Here is an 18,332-nt window from a genome sequence, read left to right on the forward strand (position 1 = left end):
CCTTTTTATATTTATTAATGGTCTTTTGGGTTAGCTTTTCGTTACTTAAACAGCCCATGGATGTTGTTCTTGTTGAACTTCAACACTGGGTGTAATTCGGTTAATTCAAACGATATTTGGCAATAGCCACTGTCAGTAATGGGCTTCATCCACTCACATAAGATCTCAAAAACCTTACTAGCCACTTCCTGTCGCAATTCTAAGCTTCGTCCTTGGCCAATTTTTAAGGTCAAATTCAACATAGAAAAATCATCACGACCATCGGCAATTCGATAGTCGTCACAACGAATAGCGCGGCTGCGTACACCGCCCAATGGGAACTCACCTGTGGACACAACATACTCATGCAATGCTTTAAATAGAGGCTGGAAATCCAATTTAGATTCTAAGTTTGCTGAGTATTCAATAATAAAATGCGGCATATACTGTCTCCTATACACCTTTTTCTCGATGTAAGTCCGTTAACAAAAAAAGAGACAGCGTCCCTTTTTCTGTTTTTTGTCAGACTAAACGCCCCACTTAGGAATATGATGACTGCCCATGCTGATACAGACGTTTTTTGGCTCACAGAAAATTTCGTAGCTGTATACACCGCCTTCACGGCCTGTACCAGACGATTTCATGCCACCAAACGGCGTACGCAGATCACGAACGTTTTGGCTGTTAACAAATAACATACCGGCTTCAATACGGTTGGCAATACGATGCACCTTGCCGTTATCTTGAGTCCACAAATAAGACGCCAAGCCGTACTCGTTGTCATTTGCCATTTGAATAACGTCTTCTTCGTCTTTAAAAGGAATCAACACAGCGACAGGGCCAAAGATCTCTTCACGGGCAATACGCATATCATTGGTCACGTCACGGAACGCCGTAGGACGAACAAAGTGCCCACCTTTTAGGTGATCTGGCAATTCAGCCGTTGGTTTCTCAGGACCACCCGCAATGAGGGTCGCGCCTTCTTCAATACCGGTTTTAATATACCCTGTCACTTTTTCCCAGTGTTGTTGGCTGATCAAAGAGCCCACTTTGGTGCCCATATCAGTTGGATCGCCCACTTCGATGTTATTAGCACGTGCTGCAAAGTCTGCACAGAACTTATCGTAAATGGTTTCTTGTACAAAAATCCGAGAACCTGCTGTACAACGCTCACCATTAATAGAGAAGATGCCGAATACCGCAGCGTCTAATGCACGCTCATAATCGCAATCGTCAAAAATCATCACCGGAGACTTGCCACCTAACTCCATAGAAAATTTCTTTAACCCTGCCGCAGCAATAATGTGTTTACCCGTAGACGTTCCACCAGTAAAAGAAATCGCGGCAACATCTGGATTCGTAATCAAAGCGTTACCTGTGGTTGCACCATGACCGTGGACAATATTGAATACGCCTGCTGGAATGCCTGCCTCTAGTGCCAGATGACCAAGAAAATCGGTCGTCAAAGGAGAGAGTTCAGATTGCTTCATGACCGCCGTGTTACCCAATGCAAGACAAGGAGCCGTTTTCCAGGTGCCTGTCATAAAGGGCACATTCCAAGGAGAAATAAGCGCACACACACCGGTTGGTTGGTACAAAGAGTAATTCAACATTTGATCGTCCATAGGGTAAGTATGGCCGTTCATTTGTTTTGCCATTTCAGCAAAAAAATAAAAATTATTGGAAGCGCGCGGTACTAGAGCGTTCTGCGTTTGATACAGAGGTAAACCGGTGTCTGCTGTTTCCATTTGAGCCAAAGCTTCAACATTGTCAGCAATTAAATCACCCAGCTTAGTGATGATTTTAGAACGCTTTGCCACAGGCATGTTTGCCCATGCAGGAAACGCCGCTTTAGCCGCGGCAACAGCATCCGCTACTTGACGATCAGATGCATGAGCAACCTCAGCAAGCACCTCACCGGTTGCAGGGTTAAAAGTTTGAAAGGTTTCTTTGCTTTCTACCCATTTGCCATTTATCAAGTTCTTAATCATTTTATTTTTTTCTCCTGACAAGCCATCAAACATGAAGTTTTGACATTTTATTTAGTTAACATGTTAAATAAATTAAACCTAAAAAATGTTATCGTCAAGTCTACTGACACAAGAAGGAAGGCTATTTTGAAAATTATTTATTCGAAGTTTGACTTTTTCAGAAGGATAGAATTATCTTAAAAAGTAGAAAGAGTGAAAATAAAAAGAAAATGGGAGCACAAGTACCATGAGTCACCGCTTATTTGACATCTTGCCCACAATCATTGGCAGCATCGGTCAAGATTGCTTTTATCACCATGTGTTAACGTCGATACAGACTCTCGCTCCTATTTCTAATATACGAATTGTGAGCTATTCAAAAGTGAAACCGCCTTTCTTTTTAGATGACTACCCGCTGTCCGATTTTGATAAATTTTACTGCCAACAGGCCTATTTGCTTGACCCTGTTTATGACGAGATATATGGGCATGAGACAAAAGAATGGGTCACATTAGACAGCCTTACAAATGATAGCTTTCATAACTCTGTTTACTACGATCGGTTTTATCAACAGCTTGGCTGGCAAAATGAGAGTAACTTTGTCGTTGAAACACAAGATAATAGGAAAGTGTGTATCGTCTATTCCACTGAAGATAACCCTAAGTCTAGTTATCAAGCTCTAGAGTGTTATTTTAAAGCGGTTAAAGCCGCCATTCAGAGGCATGAAGTATTTAGCCAACAACGCTGTTGCCGTAGAGCAGCAGCATCAAGTCAAATGCCTGACGTTTCACGCCTTGACCGTCACAGTTTAACGAAACGAGAAAAAGAGATCGTCACCCTTATCCTACAAGGGCTCACCTCAGTAGATATTGCCGACAAGTGTTTTGTATCTGAAGGTACGGTCAAGAATCACCGCAAAAACATCTATCGCAAGCTGTCCATCAAGTCCCAAGCTGAGTTGTTTCACCAATTTATACAATAAAATATGACAGCATATTGACAAGGGGATTTTTTTACGCAAGGATAGTTAACATGTTAACTACATTTGGTAAAAAAACATGTTTTATTACAAACAAAAAGAATCCAATACAAACGTGTCAAAAACAGCGAATTCTCGCGCTGACATCACGCTAGACAGTACGCTACTGCCACCAACGACAGGCAGTGTTATTGGCGTAGCCTTAAACAACAAACAGTTGGCGGCATCGCTTGAAACAGCCTTCAATGAAAAACCTCATGTACAGCCACCTAAAACGCCTGTTTTACATATCAAAACGGACAACACTCACATAGGTTATGGCCATTCCATCAAGGTACCAAACGACAAAGGCGCTGTGTTTGCTGGTCCTTCGCTTGGCATTGTGATTGGCAAAAAGGCCACTCGGGTACCAGCTGAGAACGCCTTAGATTTTGTTCAAGGCTTTACGATTGTGAACGAAGTCAGCTTAGCAGAAACCTCTTTTTACCGTCCTGCTGTAAAAGCAAAATGCCGTGATACCTTTTGCCCTATTGGCCCTTGGACAGTAGATAAATCCTTGATCGAGACACCGAATCAATTGGCCATTAAAACGCTGATCAACGGTTCCATCGTGCATGAAACCAGCACAGATCAATTGATTTACCCCGTTGAAGAAATCGTTAGTTACATCAGTAGTTTCATCACTCTCGAAGAAGGCGACGTCATTATTGCCGGCACCCCTCAACGCAACGCTGAACTGGAAATTAAACCAGGCGACAGCGTCACCATAGAGATTGAAGAAATTGGCAGCCTAACTAACCCAGTAGAACAAGAATAGGAATCTGTGATGAAAAGCGCTCGCATACTGTTTAATAACGACACCCTAAACGTTACCGTGAATGATCAAGACCAAGTAGTCACTGCAGAAGGCAAGGTTCTTGAGGAAGGCACTTTTACTTGGTTACCACCTTGTGAAGGCAAGATGTTTGTCTTGGCCATTAACTACGCGGACCACGCAGCAGAATTGTCTTTTAAAGCACCTGAAGAACCACTTGTGTTCTTAAAAAACAAAAACTCTTTGATTGGCCACGATCAGCAAACCTTCCGTCCCGACAATGTCGATTACATGCACTATGAATGTGAACTTGTGGTTGTTATCGGTAAAGAAGCCAAAAATGTCTCTCAAGAAGACGCCATGGATTACGTAGGCGGTTACACGGTCGGTAATGATTACGCCATTCGTGATTATCTAGAAAACTACTACCGTCCTAACTTACGCGTAAAAAGCCGCGATACCTGTACGCCAATCGGCCCATATTTAGTTGACGCTAAAGATGTTAAAGATCCGCATAACTTGATGCTACGCACCTACATTAATGGCGAGCTAAAGCAAGAAGGTAATACCAAGGATCTTGTGTTTAACATTCCGCATCTTATTGCTTACTTGAGCGATATCATGACGCTAACACCTGGCGATATGATTTTCACCGGTACGCCAGAAGGCCTAGCTGATGTGAAGCCTGGTGACGTTGTTGTTACCGAAGTCGAAGGCGTGGGCGTATTGAAAAACACCATTATTTCAGAAACCGATTACCTAAACACGTTAAACCAATAAGGCGGATAACATGCTTTCCAACGATATTATTACGTCCTGCGCTGAACGCCTGAATAAAGCGGAGAAAGAGCGCGTACAGATTCGTCAAATCTCACTGGATTACCCAGAAATTACCATCGACGATGCTTATGCTATCCAGCGTAAATGGGTACAAATGAAGCTCGACGAAGGCCGTCACGTTATTGGCCACAAGATTGGCTTAACGTCTCGTGCTATGCAAATGAGCTCACAAATTGACGAGCCCGACTACGGTACATTACTCGACGACATGCTGTATCACGACGGTTGTGAAATCGACACAGACAAGTTCATTGTGCCGCGCATCGAAGTGGAACTGGCGTTTATTTTAGATAAGCCCCTTAAAGGCCCAAACTGCACCATGTTTGATGTCTACAATGCAACTGGCTATGTGGTACCAGCGCTTGAGCTCATCGACGCCCGCAGTCAATCGATCGACCCAGAGAGCAAACGCCCTCGTAAGGTATTCGATACGATTTCTGATAACGCCGCGAACGCTGCGATTATTTTGGGTGGTCGCCCTATCAAAGTCAGTGAACTGGACTTACGTTGGGTTTCAGCGATTATGCAACGCAATGGCGTTATCGAAGAAACCGGTGTTGCCGCAGGCGTACTGAATCACCCTGCAAATGGTGTGTCTTGGTTGGCGAATAAATTAGCGCCTTTCGATGTGGAGCTAGAGCCTGGCCAAATCATCCTTGGTGGTTCTTTTACGCGTCCTGTTGCGGCACGTAAAGGTGATACTTTTACGGTAGATTATGGCCCTCTGGGCACAGTATCTTGCTACTTTGGCTAAATTCTTCGTCTTATATTGTTTAGGAGATGACCATGTCTGCCCCTAAAAACACCTTTAAACAGGCGTTAAAAAATCGTCAACCGCAGATTGGTCTGTGGTTAGGATTGGCAAACAACTATACCGCTGAACTGATTGCATCTGCAGGGTTCGACTGGCTTTTACTCGACGGTGAGCACGCACCCAATACGTTGCAAACGTTTATTGGGCAATTACAAGCCATTGCTCCTTTTAATAGCCACCCGATTATTCGCCCTGCTTGGGCGGATCATGTGGCGTTGAAACAGGTCCTCGACCTGGGAGTACAAACTGTTTTAGCCCCTATGGTAGACGATGCAGAACAAGCGGCGGCCATTGTCAAAGCAACTCGCTACCCACCGGAAGGCATTCGTGGCGTTGGCAGTGCTTTGGCTAGAGCGTCGCAGTTTAATCGTACGCCCCAGTACCTAACTACGGCAAATGATGAAATTTGCGTTCTAGTACAAATTGAATCTGTTAAAGCAGTGGAAGAGCTGGATAATATTCTAGCGGTTGATGGTGTCGATGGGGTATTCATTGGTCCTGCCGATCTTAGTGCTTCTTTAGGTTACATCGGCCAACCTAATCACCCTGCCGTGGTGGAGGTCATCGAAGACGCCATTGCCAAAATTCTTGCTGCCGGCAAGGCACCCGGTATCTTGATGGCAGACGCACAACAGGCAAAACGCTATTTATCATTAGGTGCTTTGTTTGTGGCCGTTGGCAGTGACACTGGTCTGTTGATGAACAGCACCAAAGCCTTGGTAAATACTTTTAAACCGGAGCAAGCCGACACGGAAGATTCTACACCTTCAGTGTATTAAACAAGTTCGATCACCCTTGTTTACCCAGTCCTGTGTTTGTTCATAGGCTGGGATTTTTCTTCTCATCGCTTATCTAATAATCCATTATCAAATAGTACTTCGTACCGACTCCATTACAGACCGCGGGTAAGCTTATGACGAAAGAGTGGATTCCCAATATTAATATTGGTCAGGATTACGATGTCGCCTACCAAGACGCCACGATACATTTTGATGTGCTGGGTAAAATGGCTGATTTCTTTGGTCGTGATATGCCAATGCATTTGCATGCAGATTACTGTCAGATACACCTTATTTTATCTGGTAAAACCCTTTTTAATATCGATCAAAATGTTTTTCAAACCGACTCCGGCGGAGCGTTCTATACTCCCCCCGCTACGCCTCATGCCTTTTTGACGGAACCGACCGCGCCTGGTTATGTGATTACCATTCATAACACCCATTTACAGAAAATTCTCTCGGAGTTAAACAGTTATAGCAATCACAACTCATTGTTGATGCCATTCCATCTAGATCGACAAAAAGACCTCGCCCCCGACAACAGCCACTGGAATGAGCTCGTCAACCTTTTTGATATGCTCAAAACCGAATGGCACAGAGACAGTCTGTATAAGCTCGACAGTATAGAAGCCATGGTCAAGTTAATTATGATTACCATGCTGCGCCTGTCAGGCGATGAGCAGCCCAAAAAACAACACAGCCAAACCGAAATTCTGTGTTTTCGACGTTTTAGCACCTTACTTGAAACACACTTTTTGACTGCCAAGCACATTTCATTTTATTGCCATGCGTTGAATATCAATGAAAGTCGCTTGAATTACCTGTGCAAAAAGATAACGGGGATCAGTCCCAAAAAAATGATTAATGGTCGGATTTTATTAGAAGCCAAGCGCCTTTTGTCTCACACCAATAAAAACACCACTGAAATCGCCTATACTCTGGGTTATCTCGATCCCTCCTATTTTTCACGTTTTTTCGTCAAAAATACTGGTATGAGCCCAACGGTATTTCGACAACAGCACCAAATACACTAGCTATTCATTAACGCTTTCTCGTCAATCTACTTATTACGTTTACTTATTAATAGGAAAAATCATGTCCACCATTACAACAATACAACACACGCTTACCACTTCCACTGCTTTATCCTTATGCCAAGCGGCTATTGACTATGCTGAGCAGATTGAGATTACTATATGTGTCTCTGTTGTATGCTTGTCAGGTCGCACTTTAGCCAGTGCTAACATGAACCACGCACCGATTTTGTCTCACTCAATTGCGAATCGCAAAGCCATCACAGCCGCATCTTTTCAACTTCCAACCAAGGAGTGGCAAAGTCGCTTGGCAGAGAGAACCCCCATTTTAATGGCACTACAAAGTGAGCCTGATTTCACTTACATAGGCGGAGGGTTACCTATCTCAATAGACAATGAAATTGTTGCTGCCATTGGTATTTCAGGTGGTAGTGAGCAGCAAGATATCGACTGCGCCACAGCCGCCCTACAATCTATAACAAACCTCTTACAAGACTAAGCAGACATCACTATGCCATCGTCATTGAGTAAATTAACCATTCCTCTACTGGGGCTTTTGGTCGCTTTCGGTCCGCTCTCTATCGATATGTACTTACCCAGTTTACCCATCATTGCCAACAGTTTAGGAGCAAGCGATCCGTTAATTCAGTCCACCATTACGGTCTTTTTATTAGGCATGGCCATAGGCATGCTGCTGTTCGGCCCCTTATCGGACCTATTGGGACGTAAGCGTCTGCTGCTAGTCGGTATTGTATTCTACTTTTTAAGTAGCATAGGGTGCGCTATGGCCAGCTCGGGTGAACAGCTTATTCTGTTTCGATTTTTACAATCACTCGGTGGTGCAGCGGCGTCTGTCTTAGCCAGGGCTCTCGTTCGAGATTTATACGAGTTGACCAAGGCCGCGGCCATTTTGTCGCATATGCATGTGGTTTCTATGATGGTGATGTTAGCGTCCCCTATACTGGGCGCTTACATTGTTAGTTATTTTGAATGGCGTTGGATTTTTTACTTTTTGGCCCTCTTTTCAACCATTGCTCTGGTTGGTAGCTATCTGCTTCTACCAGAGCCTAAAAGCAAAACGCACAGCGCAGCTTTTAATCTACAAACTTATGCTCGTAACTATTTGGACTGCTTACGGTCACCTCGATTAATACAGTTTACCCTAACCAATGGCTTATCCTTCGCCGGTATGTTTGCCTTTATTGCCACGTCTGCTTTTATTTACATCGAATATTTTGGTTTATCTGAGACTCACTATGCCATGCTGTTTTCGGCGAATATTTTCGCCATTATTATCGCTACTCTAATTAACTCTTGGCTTAGTAAACGCTACAGTGTCACCCATGCTTTGGCTGGCGCCGTAGGGGTATCCTTCACGGCCACTGTCTTCATTTGGTACTTGTATGGTCTTGATACCATCCATCTTGGTTTTTTTGTTATCGCTACCATGCTGTATATCAGTGTCACTGGGGCCATTGGGGCAAACAGCTTAGCCATATTATTTAGTTTACTGCCTGAAAAAGCCGGCACTGTATCGGGGTTATTTATCGCTACCCAGTTCGCTTTAGGCAGTTTAGTCAGTTATGTTGCCAGTCTTTTGTTTGATGGAACGCCTGCCAGTTTACTCATCATCATGGCTTGTTGTGGCACACTGAGTATGATTTTTTACTTGAGTACAAAAAAATCATAATCTCGATATTCTAGAGACAAAAAAAAGACCGACTTAATGGCGTTCTTACAAAACACTCATCAGTCGGTCTTTTTGATATTTTCAATTAATACCTTACAAACTTACCTTACAACAAAAAGATCAACCTCGGCGAGCGTCACGCACTTTACTAAACACAAACACCGCGATCGACAAAACCGTCACTGACAGCAATGTCAAAGCGATCGGGCGATCAAAAAAGATACTGAACTCCCCGTTGGATACTCCTAGCGCTTGGCGCATTCGATTTAGAAAAACCGGACCTAGCACCAATCCCAGAATAATGGGCACTGCAGGAATATTATTTTTCTTCATGATATAGCCGATGATAGAAAAACCTAAGGCAATAAAAGCGTCACTGAACTGATAGTTTTGGCTGTAAGCGCCTAAAAAACCCAACACAAATATCAGTGAACCAATAAAGCGTCCACGAATACGGGTAATGTTTACAATGTATTTTGATGCAAAGGTTAAATACACAAAGATAAACACGTTCATCATAAACAAGGAAACGTACAGACCAGAGATAAACTCTGGGTGCTCAGTAAACAGACGTGGCCCTGGCGTGTAGTTGTGCACCATAAAGACAGACAATAACATGGCCATCAAAGCATCTGCAGGAATACCAAAGGCTAACAGAGGGACAAGAACCGACGCGGTTACTGCATTATTTGACGTTTCTGATGCCACAATACCCGCTTCGGCGCCTTTGCCAAATTCCTCTGGTTTTTTTGAGAACTTCTGTGCCAGGGTGTAGGAAAAGAACTGTGAACCAAACTCCCCAACACCAGGCAATAACCCCATCACCACACCCAAAATAGCCGAGCGAATCGCTGTAACCTTGTTACGCATCAGAACAGTAAAGCCTTCAAAGCGACCAGAGCCTTCTAACTTGGTTTTAAAGGAATCTCCACCTTTGGATGATATCAAGACATAACCTTGAGACATGGCAAATAAACCAATCACGGCAGGAACCAAAGGCACACCGGCTAACAACCAATCTTGATCAAAGGTATACACTTGCGAATTGTAAGAACGGTCAATACCCACCGTCCCCAAAAACATCCCCAGCCCAATCATAGCAGCGGCTTCTAAGGCGTATTTGTTGTGCGCTAAGACAACGAAAACCATCCCTAAAAGGGCCAACATGGCAAACTCAGCGCTACCAAATAAGGTGGCGACCTGTGATAAAGCTGGCGCAAAAAAGACCAAAGACAACACACTGACGATGCCACCAAAGAAAGACGATGTATAAGCAATCGACAAGGCTTTTTTTCCATGACCCTTTTTCGCCATGGGGTAGCCATCGTAGGTGGTTAATACCGCCACAGGGGTGCCGGGCGTATTCATTAAAATAGCGGGGATGGCGCCACCATACCAAGCCCCACCATACACACCCAACAACAGGGTAACGCCAAATAATGGCTCCATCGTAAAGGTCAAAGGCAATAAAATAGCCATCACACCCGCAGGCTCTAAGCCTGGAATTGAACCGATTGTTACACCAATCAGTGCGCCAATAATAACCGCCCAAATAACACCGTTACCAAAGACTTCATTAATGCCTAATGCTATTAAATCCATGCTCACTCTCTAAAAATATTTATTCATAAACCAAAGGGTTTCGCCGCTAAACAGGGCTTCATACAAGGCCACATCCGGAATCCAGATGTTTACGCCAACGCGGAATATCAAGGTAATGATGGCGACGGCCACCAGAGTATTGATAGCCCACAGAACGGACAACAAACGGCTTAGCCACACAATTGATAGAACAAACAAGGTGGTGGATAAAACAAAGCCGATAACGGTAATGGCATTAATGTAGACATAAAATAAAACCGCTGTGATCAGGACAACGCGATGATGTGTCAAGCTGTCTGCTAAGTTCTCTATTAGGCTTTTTTCACCTTCAACCGGCCTTATCACCAATATCAATTTTATCAAGGAAAAGAAAAGCAATACGCCTAAGCCAAATAATGGCGCCACATACGGTTTCGTAAACCAACCATGATCTCGCTTAACATCCACGGTGTAATCCTGAAAAAACACGATTAGGTAGGCACTCAACACCACTATAATCAGAAAAAATAATCTTGATTTACGGTTTTCAATGTCCATCTTCGCCCCCTAACGTATCGCTTTCCATTGACTTTGAAATGGGTACAATCAAAATCGGCACGGTGGCGTTATGGATGACTTTTTGTGCTGTTGATCCAAGAAACATCCGTGATAAAGCGTTCACTCTTCGGTCACCCATCACCACCATATCCGCTGATACATCCTTTACTGTTGCAACAATTTTATTCGCCGGCTCCCCAAAGCGAACAACGATTTCAATACGATCTTCACTGAAGGCAATGTCGCTAAGCTCTTCGGCGATAAAACGCTCGATACGTTGTCGCATATAAACGCGCAGCTCTTCTTTTAAAGAATCAGCATGGGCATCTTGGGATTTTTTTATTTTGAATCCGACGAAACTGTCATCGTTCCCTCGGTGGAATTGCTCAGACACATGCAGAAAGAAAATTTTTGCGTTGGACATAATAGCTTGTGCCAATGCAGCTCGCAGTACAGCTCTACTGCCCTTCTCGAGATCCGACGCATACAAAATATTGTTCATGTATTAGCTCCAAACAAAAGAGCCACCGTTTAGGTGGCTCTCTTAACACTCACGGTTTATTTTGCTCGGTTAATCACCTTGCGCACCGTGTTTTCCAATAACCCTTCCATACCAAATTCAACGCCTAATCCAGAAGACTTATTTCCGCCAAAAGGAATATGAGGTAACACTTCAGCATGATTGTTCACCCACACAGTCCCAGAATCTAATTGGCTAATCACCCATTCCAGTTGTTCACCGGGCTCGCCCCACACAGATCCACCTAAGGCAAACTCTTTATGGATCGCTGTTTCCATGACCACTTCTAAATCATCATAAGGAATAATCGGCAATACAGGCCCAAATTGCTCATCGCACACCACATCCAGTGTGATAGATGGATTTTTGATAATCGTTGGTGCAATGAAATAACCGTTCAGATTTTCTGGTAATTCTGGCGCAATCACCTCAGCACCTGACGCTTTCGCCTGTGCAATCATGGCATTGACTTTTTCGAACTGGCTGGCGTTTTGCACAGGGCCAAAAGTCACTCCCGACTGCATACCATCGCCTACAACTTGCGCAGCGGCAATCTTAACCAAGGCATCGCACAATGCCTCATATTTAGAACGATGCACATACAAACGCTTCAAGCAGGCGCAGGTTTGTCCCATATTAACGAAAGACGTCATGAAGATTTTTTCTGCCAAGGCGTCGATATTGGCATTTTCTAACACAATACCCGCGTCGTTACCGCCTAACTCTAAGGTGACCTTTTTCAAATCCCCCGCTACCAATTGTGCTATGCGCTTTCCAACCGGAGTAGAACCTGTAAACACCACTTTTTTCACATCTGGGTGCGTCAGTAAGGGCTCACCTACTTCTTTCTCGCCAATCACTACCTGAACCAAATTTGGTATTGTGTGCTGGTTAATAATGTCGGCCAACTTTAACGTGCTGATCGGTGTCAATGAAGAAGGTTTAATAACCACACTGTTTCCAGCTCGCAATGCAGGCATAATATGCCAAATTGCAATCATTAGTGGCCAATTCCACGGTGTAATTGACGCCACAACACCTATCGGCATTCGATGTACTTCCACCGTACGCTCTGGGCTATCTTCGAGCACTTCCGGCTCCAAAGTTAACGCCGCATTGTAGTGAGTCCAACCAACAGCGCCGCCCACTTCAAACTGAGCCAATCCGAGAGGTTTACCTTGTTCCGATGTCACCATGCTAGCCAGTTCTTCACCTGCGGCTTCAATGGCATTGGCCACGGAATGAAGCGCTTCTGCACGCTCTTCATGGGTCTTAGCCGACCAAATAGCAAAGGCCGTCTTACCTTTTTCAACTGCGACCTGCACATCCTCTGCCGTAGAGGTTTCAATGGTCTTATAAATTTGTTTGGTTGCTGGGTTAAGAATATCTAAAGCCATGTGCTCTCCGTTTATTATTATCTTCGCGATGACCCAAACCAACACGTTCGTTGGTTTCTACACTGTGAACAATCAGTTCACGTATTTAGAAAGTTCTTCGGCATTTTTATAATCGTGCTCAACCAGTTTTTTGGCATTGTCCGCATTTGTCCAATACACGCCAGCCCCTGTAGTCGCCTGCAGTTTTAACACTTCTGGTCTTTGCAAAGCTTGTTCAGCAATGGAGGCTATTTTGTCGATCGTGGCTTGTGGAGTCCCTTTTTTAACGAACAAACCGTTCCACAACGTTTGTGAAATACCCGCCGCTTCGCTAAGGGTTGGCACCTCTGGACTTATAACCAAACGGTTATAAGTGAAAGACGTCAGTAATTTCACTTCTTTTGAATCTAAACAAGGCAGAATTAACTGAGTAGTTGTGTTGATAACATCGGCATCGCCGTTGGCCAACGTAGAGCAATCGAGGGCGTCAAATGCAGAATCCGAAGCAAACTTAAAATCCAGTTTGTCCGCTGCTTTAAAAGTAATCGCTGTAGGAGTGGCTTGATAACCAAAATGCCCTAATGACACGTCATGACTTTTTGCGTAATCAGCAAGCTCATCTAATGTGTTGTAAGGCGCGTCTGATTTAACGGCCAATACGAAGGGGTAATCGAGAAAAATACCGACAGGGACAAACGAATCAGCAGAATAAGGCGCGTTGCCACCAACGACTTGTGTGGTCAATAAATCCACCACAAAAGAGCCAATCACACTACCATCAGGTCGAGATTGAGCTACCGTCGTTGCACCTAACACACCACCGCCACCAGGCTTATTCACCACAGTAGCAGGTACACCCGTTTCCTTAGACATCTCTTCCGCTATGATGCGAGTAAGCACGTCTTCTAGGTCACCTGGTGGCCAAGGTACAACAAACTTGACAGGACGGTTGGGGTAATCTGCGGCCATCGCCACGGTACCCGCAAAAACGCTGCTTAATAAGGCGGATGCGGTGAGTACTTTACAGGTTTGATTTATAATTTTTTTCATTTTTTGCGCTCCTTTTTCCATAATAAATTCAAATTACACCCTTCAAAAGCAGCATTCTATGTCCCTAAAGGGACATTTTATTTGATCATCGCAAGAATACTTTGACCATGAGCCCAAAAAACTTGGGCAGAAGAGAGCCTCTGTTTTTTAGCATTGTCATAGCATTCAAAATCGTTAAATCGACACAAAATATCGAATTTCAATTATCAATATTCTAGAAAAGTCCTAACACTTATCTAAAAAGGACATTCATTTGTGTTTGCTAAGTGTTGATACTGATCCAAATAAAGTAACAAAAATAAAAGGATACTAAGATGAAACGTCACAACCCTATGCTCGATGCACTCAAAGAAGTTCTGCCAGAAATTGCAAAAAGAGCCAGCGAAACTGAAGAGCTAAGAAAAGTACCGGCTGAAAATATTGCTCTATTAAAAAAAGTAGAACTGCATAAAGCTTTCCTTCCTAAAGCTTATGGCGGTCATGAAATTTCTTTGCCTCAGTTCGGTGATTGCATCGCGGCTCTAGCCGGTGCTTGTGCAAGTACTGCTTGGGCTTTTAGTTTGCTTTGTACACACAGCCATCAGATTGCTCTATTTCCAAAGCAAGCCCAAGATGACATTTGGAGCCGTGATACCGATGCACTGGCCAGTAGCAGCATTGCACCTTTTGGCAAATATGAAGAGACTGAAGGGGGGGTTATCTTTAGCGGTGATATGCGCTGGAGTAGTGGTTGTGAACACGCAGAATGGGCACTATGTGGTTTTTTACGTGAAAACGCGGAAGGTACTAAAGATCATTGCTTTGCTTTGATCCCTGCGACGGATTACACCATTGACGATGATTGGTATTCCGCTGCGATGAAAGGCAGCGGCACAAAAACATTGGTCATCAAAGAGAAGTTTGTTCCTGAGCATCGTATTCAAAAAGCCAAAGACATGATGGAAGGGAAGTCCGGTGGTTTTGGCTTGTACCCTGACAGCAAAATTTTCTATTCACCTTACCGTCCTTATTTCGCTTCAGGCTTTTCCGCCATCGGTCTTGGTATCGCTGAACGCATGCTAGAGCATTTTAAAGAATCAACCGCGGGGCGTATCCGTGCTTATACTGGTGCAAAAGTGGGCACAGCAACACCTGCTATTCTTAGAATTGCCGAATCGTCTCACCAAGTCATGGCGGCACGCGCTTTCCTTGAAAAAACCTGGGATGAACACGCGGAATACGCCGAAGCGCACCGTTATCCAGATCGCGCAACTCTTGCTGAATGGCGCACAAACCAGGCTTATGTCATCAAGATGTGTGTGGAGGCAGTCAACCGTCTATTCAGCAGTATGGGAGCAAGTAACTGGTATTTGGATAAAGAAGCACAACGCTTATTCCGTGATAGTAATATTACCTGTGCCCACGCCTACACAGATTACGATGTGTGTGCGCAGATTTTTGGTCGCGAGATAATGGGCCTAGAACCCGATCCAACGCTTCTATAAACACCCACTTTATTCCTCTTATTACGCATTACCATACGTTAAACCCTGCTTGGTAATGCGTACTATCAAAACAAAATAGGAAACCCTCTATGGAATTTGATGCTAAAGAATTTCGCCGTTGCCTTGGCAATTTTGCGACTGGCGTTACCGTTATTACGGCTAAATCTAGTGACGGCACCCAAGTTGGCGTGACAGCGAACAGCTTCAACTCAGTCTCTCTCGATCCACCTTTAATATTATGGAGCATAGCTAAAACTTCCAGCAGCTATGCGGTGTTTGATAACGCGAGTCACTTCTCGGTCAATATTTTAGCGGCGGATCAAATTGATTTATCCAATAATTTCGCTAAGCCAAGTGACGATAAATTTGCCAATATTGACACTCAACCTGGTGCGGGCGACGCTCCACTATTAATAAATACCGCTGCCAATTTTCAATGCGAGAAATATCAAATCGTCGATGGTGGTGACCATTGGATTATGATGGGGAAAGTCGTCGCGTTTGAAAATCATGGCCGAGCTCCTTTGCTTTACGTTCAAGGCAGCTATGCCGGCGCTATTCCTTTTACCGGAGCAAAAACACCAGCTCAAAATATCGCCTCGGAACAAACACTGGCTCGTTTGCATGACAGCTCTATTTATTTGATGACGAAGGTGCTGCAGAAAATTCAAGAGAATTACCTGCCTAAGCAGTCCTCCACTGGATTGAATACCAGCGAAGCACGTTTGTTATTAGTACTTAGCGATACCAATAGCACCAGCGTAGAAGATTTGACCCAGTTGATCACTATCCCTGCTGTTGATGTCGAAAGTGGTCTCGATAGCTTAAAAGGCTTTGAGCTCATTGATAATGACTTGTCCTTAACTGACAAAGGCCGTGATATGGCTGAACGTCTATGGGCAATTTCAAATCAACAGCAAGAAGATATACTTGCCATACTTAATGAATCAGAACGAAATACATTTAAAAGTATTCTTCATACCTTGTTGAAAAAAATGCCTTAATACATTTCCCTCAAACGCTGAGCATTTACCACTCATAAGGTCATTCTTTTGAGTTCCTACTGTCCTAAGGCTTTTGCTCAGCGTTATCTTTGTGTGTGTGTACAATGCCAGATATTAAAAGTAAGGTGATTGTCATATATTCTGTTGCCTTTGTTATATGACAAGGTACACTTTCTACCCAACTTACGCAGCGCTTCTGCATAAGTACATGAAATTTCACGAATATAACTTCAACATTCGTGTTCTGAAAACGACCAGATCACCTCACTAGGCATATAAATAACTGCATGAAACGATTAGAAGACTCACTGACACTTCAACTATTAAGAGCACGAGAGTCTTCCATGGCTTTTTTCCGACCAGTGTTACAAAAGGCGGGATTTACCGAACAGCAATGGCGCGTCTTACGGGTTTTAAACGACCATAAAGAATTGGAAGCCAAACAACTGGCGGACTTATGCTGTATTCTGAGCCCAAGCCTCACTCGTATCATCACTCGTTTCGAAGAAGATGGTTTGTTAAAGAGAAAAAAATCTCTGACTGATCAACGTATTTCTTTACTGTCCCTAACACCCAAAGCCAATAAAATTGTCAAAGAGTTTCGGCCAGAAGTAGATGCGTCTTATCAACGAATTATTGAGAAGCTGGGCGAAGAGAGAATGAAAGAACTTAGCCGCCTCCTGAACGATATTATCGCCCTAGAAAGCAGCCATGATTAAGTCAGTATTTCACGAGCGGTTATTGGCGAGCAAACGGTAACTGGCTAACCGGTCAGCCTGACTGTAAGTCACGGTGACGAGTGAAATCTCCTTCGTGTTAAAGGTCTGCGAAAATCCTTCAAACTCAGCCCAGCATTGTTCTGGTGTGCCTATAGTGTAACTGGCTTCAACGCGATCAAATAACGCCTGATGAGACACGGGCATGGTACGGTAACGATCGCGCACTTCCGAGGGTGTCAAAAAGTCCTCACGTTGGCCAATTTGTGCTGCAAACTTACGATATACAGCGGTCCCAGCACGTAACTTTGCCTCTTCTTGTGTTTCTGCACAAACACAAGCAACGGACAACATACGCTGTAATGCATGCTCATGACCCGCTTGATTCCAGGCTTTTTCATGTTCTTCAAAAATGCGTGGATGGCAACTATCCGGATCAATAAAACGCGCCAACGCCAAATGATAGCCAAGCTGGCCTGCTAACTTAGCACTGCCACCGCTTGAACCAAGCATCCAGAGTTCCGGCACATCTCGTGCTTCTGGCATCACATGAATCGCCGACAAAGGGTCATCGTCTTGAAAGGCGCTGTGAATGAACTGCTCTAGTTGCTCCGCTTGCTCAACATAATACTGACCATTTGATGGCTGATTAGGATAAGACAGCGCAGCCGATGTGAGTCTAGAGCCTCCTGGCGCACGTCCCACACCCAGGTCAATACGGCCTGGAAAAAGAGACGCCAGCATCGTAAAGCACTCCGCCACTTTTAACGGGCTATAATTCGATAACATCACACCACCGCTGCCAACCTTAATGTTTTTCGTCACACTGGCTAAGTGTGCCACTAAAATCTCAGGGCAAGGGTTAGCAAAATGCACACTGTCATGATGTTCTGCCACCCAATAGCGGTGATAATGTAATTCATCACATAACTTGGCTAATTCCACGGACAGCAGAGGGGCTTCTTTTTTAGGGTGGGAACCGTGTACTGGGGTCTGATCTACCACCGATAGTTTTAATGTCATTGTGTACTCTCACTAATGTAAAGATAAACTTTAAGGCGGATACAGTGTTAAATTCGCCATCAAAAATTACTTAACATGTTAACCTATTTACTTTAAATGATGAAATCATGATAATGATACG

At 44.1% G+C, this 18,332-nt stretch carries 19 protein-coding genes; 11 read left to right on the forward strand and 8 right to left on the reverse strand.

Going from position 1 to position 18,332, the window contains the following annotated elements:
* Window positions 1–41 precede the first annotated feature (41 nt).
* Window positions 42–422: a 5-carboxymethyl-2-hydroxymuconate Delta-isomerase gene (locus tag LG368_RS03655; protein ID WP_226753373.1), complete on the reverse strand. Its 381-nt coding sequence runs from the start codon at window positions 420–422 to the stop codon at window positions 42–44.
* Between the two features lie 84 nt (window positions 423–506).
* Entirely contained in the window at window positions 507–1,970 is a 1,464-nt protein-coding gene (gene hpaE, locus LG368_RS03660; protein WP_226753374.1) for a 5-carboxymethyl-2-hydroxymuconate semialdehyde dehydrogenase, read from the reverse strand.
* Window positions 1,971–2,196: 226 nt separating this feature from the next.
* Between hpaE and LG368_RS03665 the strand changes: the two genes are divergently transcribed.
* The 8 genes from LG368_RS03665 (at window position 2,197) to LG368_RS03700 (ending at window position 8,899) form a co-directional block, all read left to right on the forward strand.
* The gene (locus tag LG368_RS03665) at window positions 2,197–2,931 is read left to right on the forward strand and encodes a response regulator transcription factor (RefSeq protein ID WP_226753375.1); all 735 of its coding nucleotides are present in this window, start codon (window positions 2,197–2,199) and stop codon (window positions 2,929–2,931) included.
* A 76-nt stretch (window positions 2,932–3,007) separates the two neighbouring features.
* A complete protein-coding gene (locus LG368_RS03670) occupies window positions 3,008–3,745 on the forward strand; it encodes a fumarylacetoacetate hydrolase family protein (protein ID WP_226753376.1) in 738 nt (245 codons plus the stop codon).
* A 9-nt stretch (window positions 3,746–3,754) separates the two neighbouring features.
* Entirely contained in the window at window positions 3,755–4,522 is a 768-nt protein-coding gene (locus LG368_RS03675; RefSeq protein ID WP_226753377.1) for a fumarylacetoacetate hydrolase family protein, read from the forward strand.
* Between the two features lie 10 nt (window positions 4,523–4,532).
* Entirely contained in the window at window positions 4,533–5,336 is an 804-nt protein-coding gene (gene hpaH / locus LG368_RS03680) for a 2-oxo-hept-4-ene-1,7-dioate hydratase (protein WP_226753378.1), read from the forward strand.
* Between the two features lie 32 nt (window positions 5,337–5,368).
* Window positions 5,369–6,175, forward strand: coding sequence for a 4-hydroxy-2-oxoheptanedioate aldolase (hpaI, locus tag LG368_RS03685; protein ID WP_226753379.1), 807 nt, complete (start codon window positions 5,369–5,371; stop codon window positions 6,173–6,175).
* Between the two features lie 134 nt (window positions 6,176–6,309).
* Window positions 6,310–7,209: a helix-turn-helix domain-containing protein gene (locus LG368_RS03690; RefSeq protein ID WP_226753380.1), complete on the forward strand. Its 900-nt coding sequence runs from the start codon at window positions 6,310–6,312 to the stop codon at window positions 7,207–7,209.
* Between the two features lie 61 nt (window positions 7,210–7,270).
* On the forward strand, window positions 7,271–7,708 hold the full coding sequence (locus LG368_RS03695; RefSeq protein WP_226753381.1) for a GlcG/HbpS family heme-binding protein: 438 nt from the start codon (window positions 7,271–7,273) through the stop codon (window positions 7,706–7,708).
* Between the two features lie 12 nt (window positions 7,709–7,720).
* Entirely contained in the window at window positions 7,721–8,899 is a 1,179-nt protein-coding gene (locus LG368_RS03700) for a multidrug effflux MFS transporter (protein ID WP_226753382.1), read from the forward strand.
* Window positions 8,900–9,019: 120 nt separating this feature from the next.
* Here the strand turns inward: LG368_RS03700 and LG368_RS03705 are convergent, their stop codons facing one another.
* From LG368_RS03705 to LG368_RS03730, 5 genes are all read right to left on the reverse strand, one after another.
* Window positions 9,020–10,501: a tripartite tricarboxylate transporter permease gene (locus LG368_RS03705; protein ID WP_264193958.1), complete on the reverse strand. Its 1,482-nt coding sequence runs from the start codon at window positions 10,499–10,501 to the stop codon at window positions 9,020–9,022.
* Window positions 10,502–10,510: 9 nt separating this feature from the next.
* Window positions 10,511–11,038, reverse strand: a complete 528-nt coding sequence (locus LG368_RS03715; protein ID WP_226753383.1) for a tripartite tricarboxylate transporter TctB family protein — start codon at window positions 11,036–11,038, stop codon at window positions 10,511–10,513.
* The gene (locus tag LG368_RS03720; protein ID WP_226753384.1) at window positions 11,028–11,540 is read right to left on the reverse strand and encodes a universal stress protein; all 513 of its coding nucleotides are present in this window, start codon (window positions 11,538–11,540) and stop codon (window positions 11,028–11,030) included. Before LG368_RS03720 ends, LG368_RS03715 begins: the two co-directional genes overlap by 11 nt.
* Before the next feature lie 56 nt (window positions 11,541–11,596).
* Window positions 11,597–12,955: an aldehyde dehydrogenase family protein gene (locus tag LG368_RS03725; RefSeq protein ID WP_226753385.1), complete on the reverse strand. Its 1,359-nt coding sequence runs from the start codon at window positions 12,953–12,955 to the stop codon at window positions 11,597–11,599.
* A 72-nt stretch (window positions 12,956–13,027) separates the two neighbouring features.
* Window positions 13,028–13,984: a tripartite tricarboxylate transporter substrate binding protein gene (locus LG368_RS03730; RefSeq protein WP_226753386.1), complete on the reverse strand. Its 957-nt coding sequence runs from the start codon at window positions 13,982–13,984 to the stop codon at window positions 13,028–13,030.
* Window positions 13,985–14,298: 314 nt separating this feature from the next.
* On the opposite strand from LG368_RS03730, the gene LG368_RS03735 reads away from it, so the two are divergent.
* From LG368_RS03735 to hpaR, 3 genes are all read left to right on the forward strand, one after another.
* On the forward strand, window positions 14,299–15,468 hold the full coding sequence (locus LG368_RS03735) for a p-hydroxyphenylacetate 3-hydroxylase oxygenase component (RefSeq protein ID WP_226753387.1): 1,170 nt from the start codon (window positions 14,299–14,301) through the stop codon (window positions 15,466–15,468).
* 89 nt (window positions 15,469–15,557) lie between these two features.
* Window positions 15,558–16,472, forward strand: a complete 915-nt coding sequence (locus tag LG368_RS03740) for a p-hydroxyphenylacetate 3-hydroxylase reductase component (protein WP_226753388.1) — start codon at window positions 15,558–15,560, stop codon at window positions 16,470–16,472.
* Between the two features lie 287 nt (window positions 16,473–16,759).
* Complete coding sequence (gene hpaR, locus LG368_RS03745; protein WP_226753389.1) at window positions 16,760–17,191, forward strand: homoprotocatechuate degradation operon regulator HpaR; 432 nt, start codon at window positions 16,760–16,762, stop codon at window positions 17,189–17,191.
* 9 nt (window positions 17,192–17,200) lie between these two features.
* Here hpaR and LG368_RS03750 read toward each other — a convergent pair whose 3' ends face one another.
* The gene (locus LG368_RS03750; protein ID WP_226753390.1) at window positions 17,201–18,211 is read right to left on the reverse strand and encodes an MsnO8 family LLM class oxidoreductase; all 1,011 of its coding nucleotides are present in this window, start codon (window positions 18,209–18,211) and stop codon (window positions 17,201–17,203) included.
* Window positions 18,212–18,332 lie beyond the last annotated feature (121 nt).

It is taken from the genome of Marinomonas algarum (assembly GCF_020532605.1).
Classification (GTDB): Bacteria; Pseudomonadota; Gammaproteobacteria; order Pseudomonadales; family Marinomonadaceae; genus Marinomonas; species Marinomonas algarum.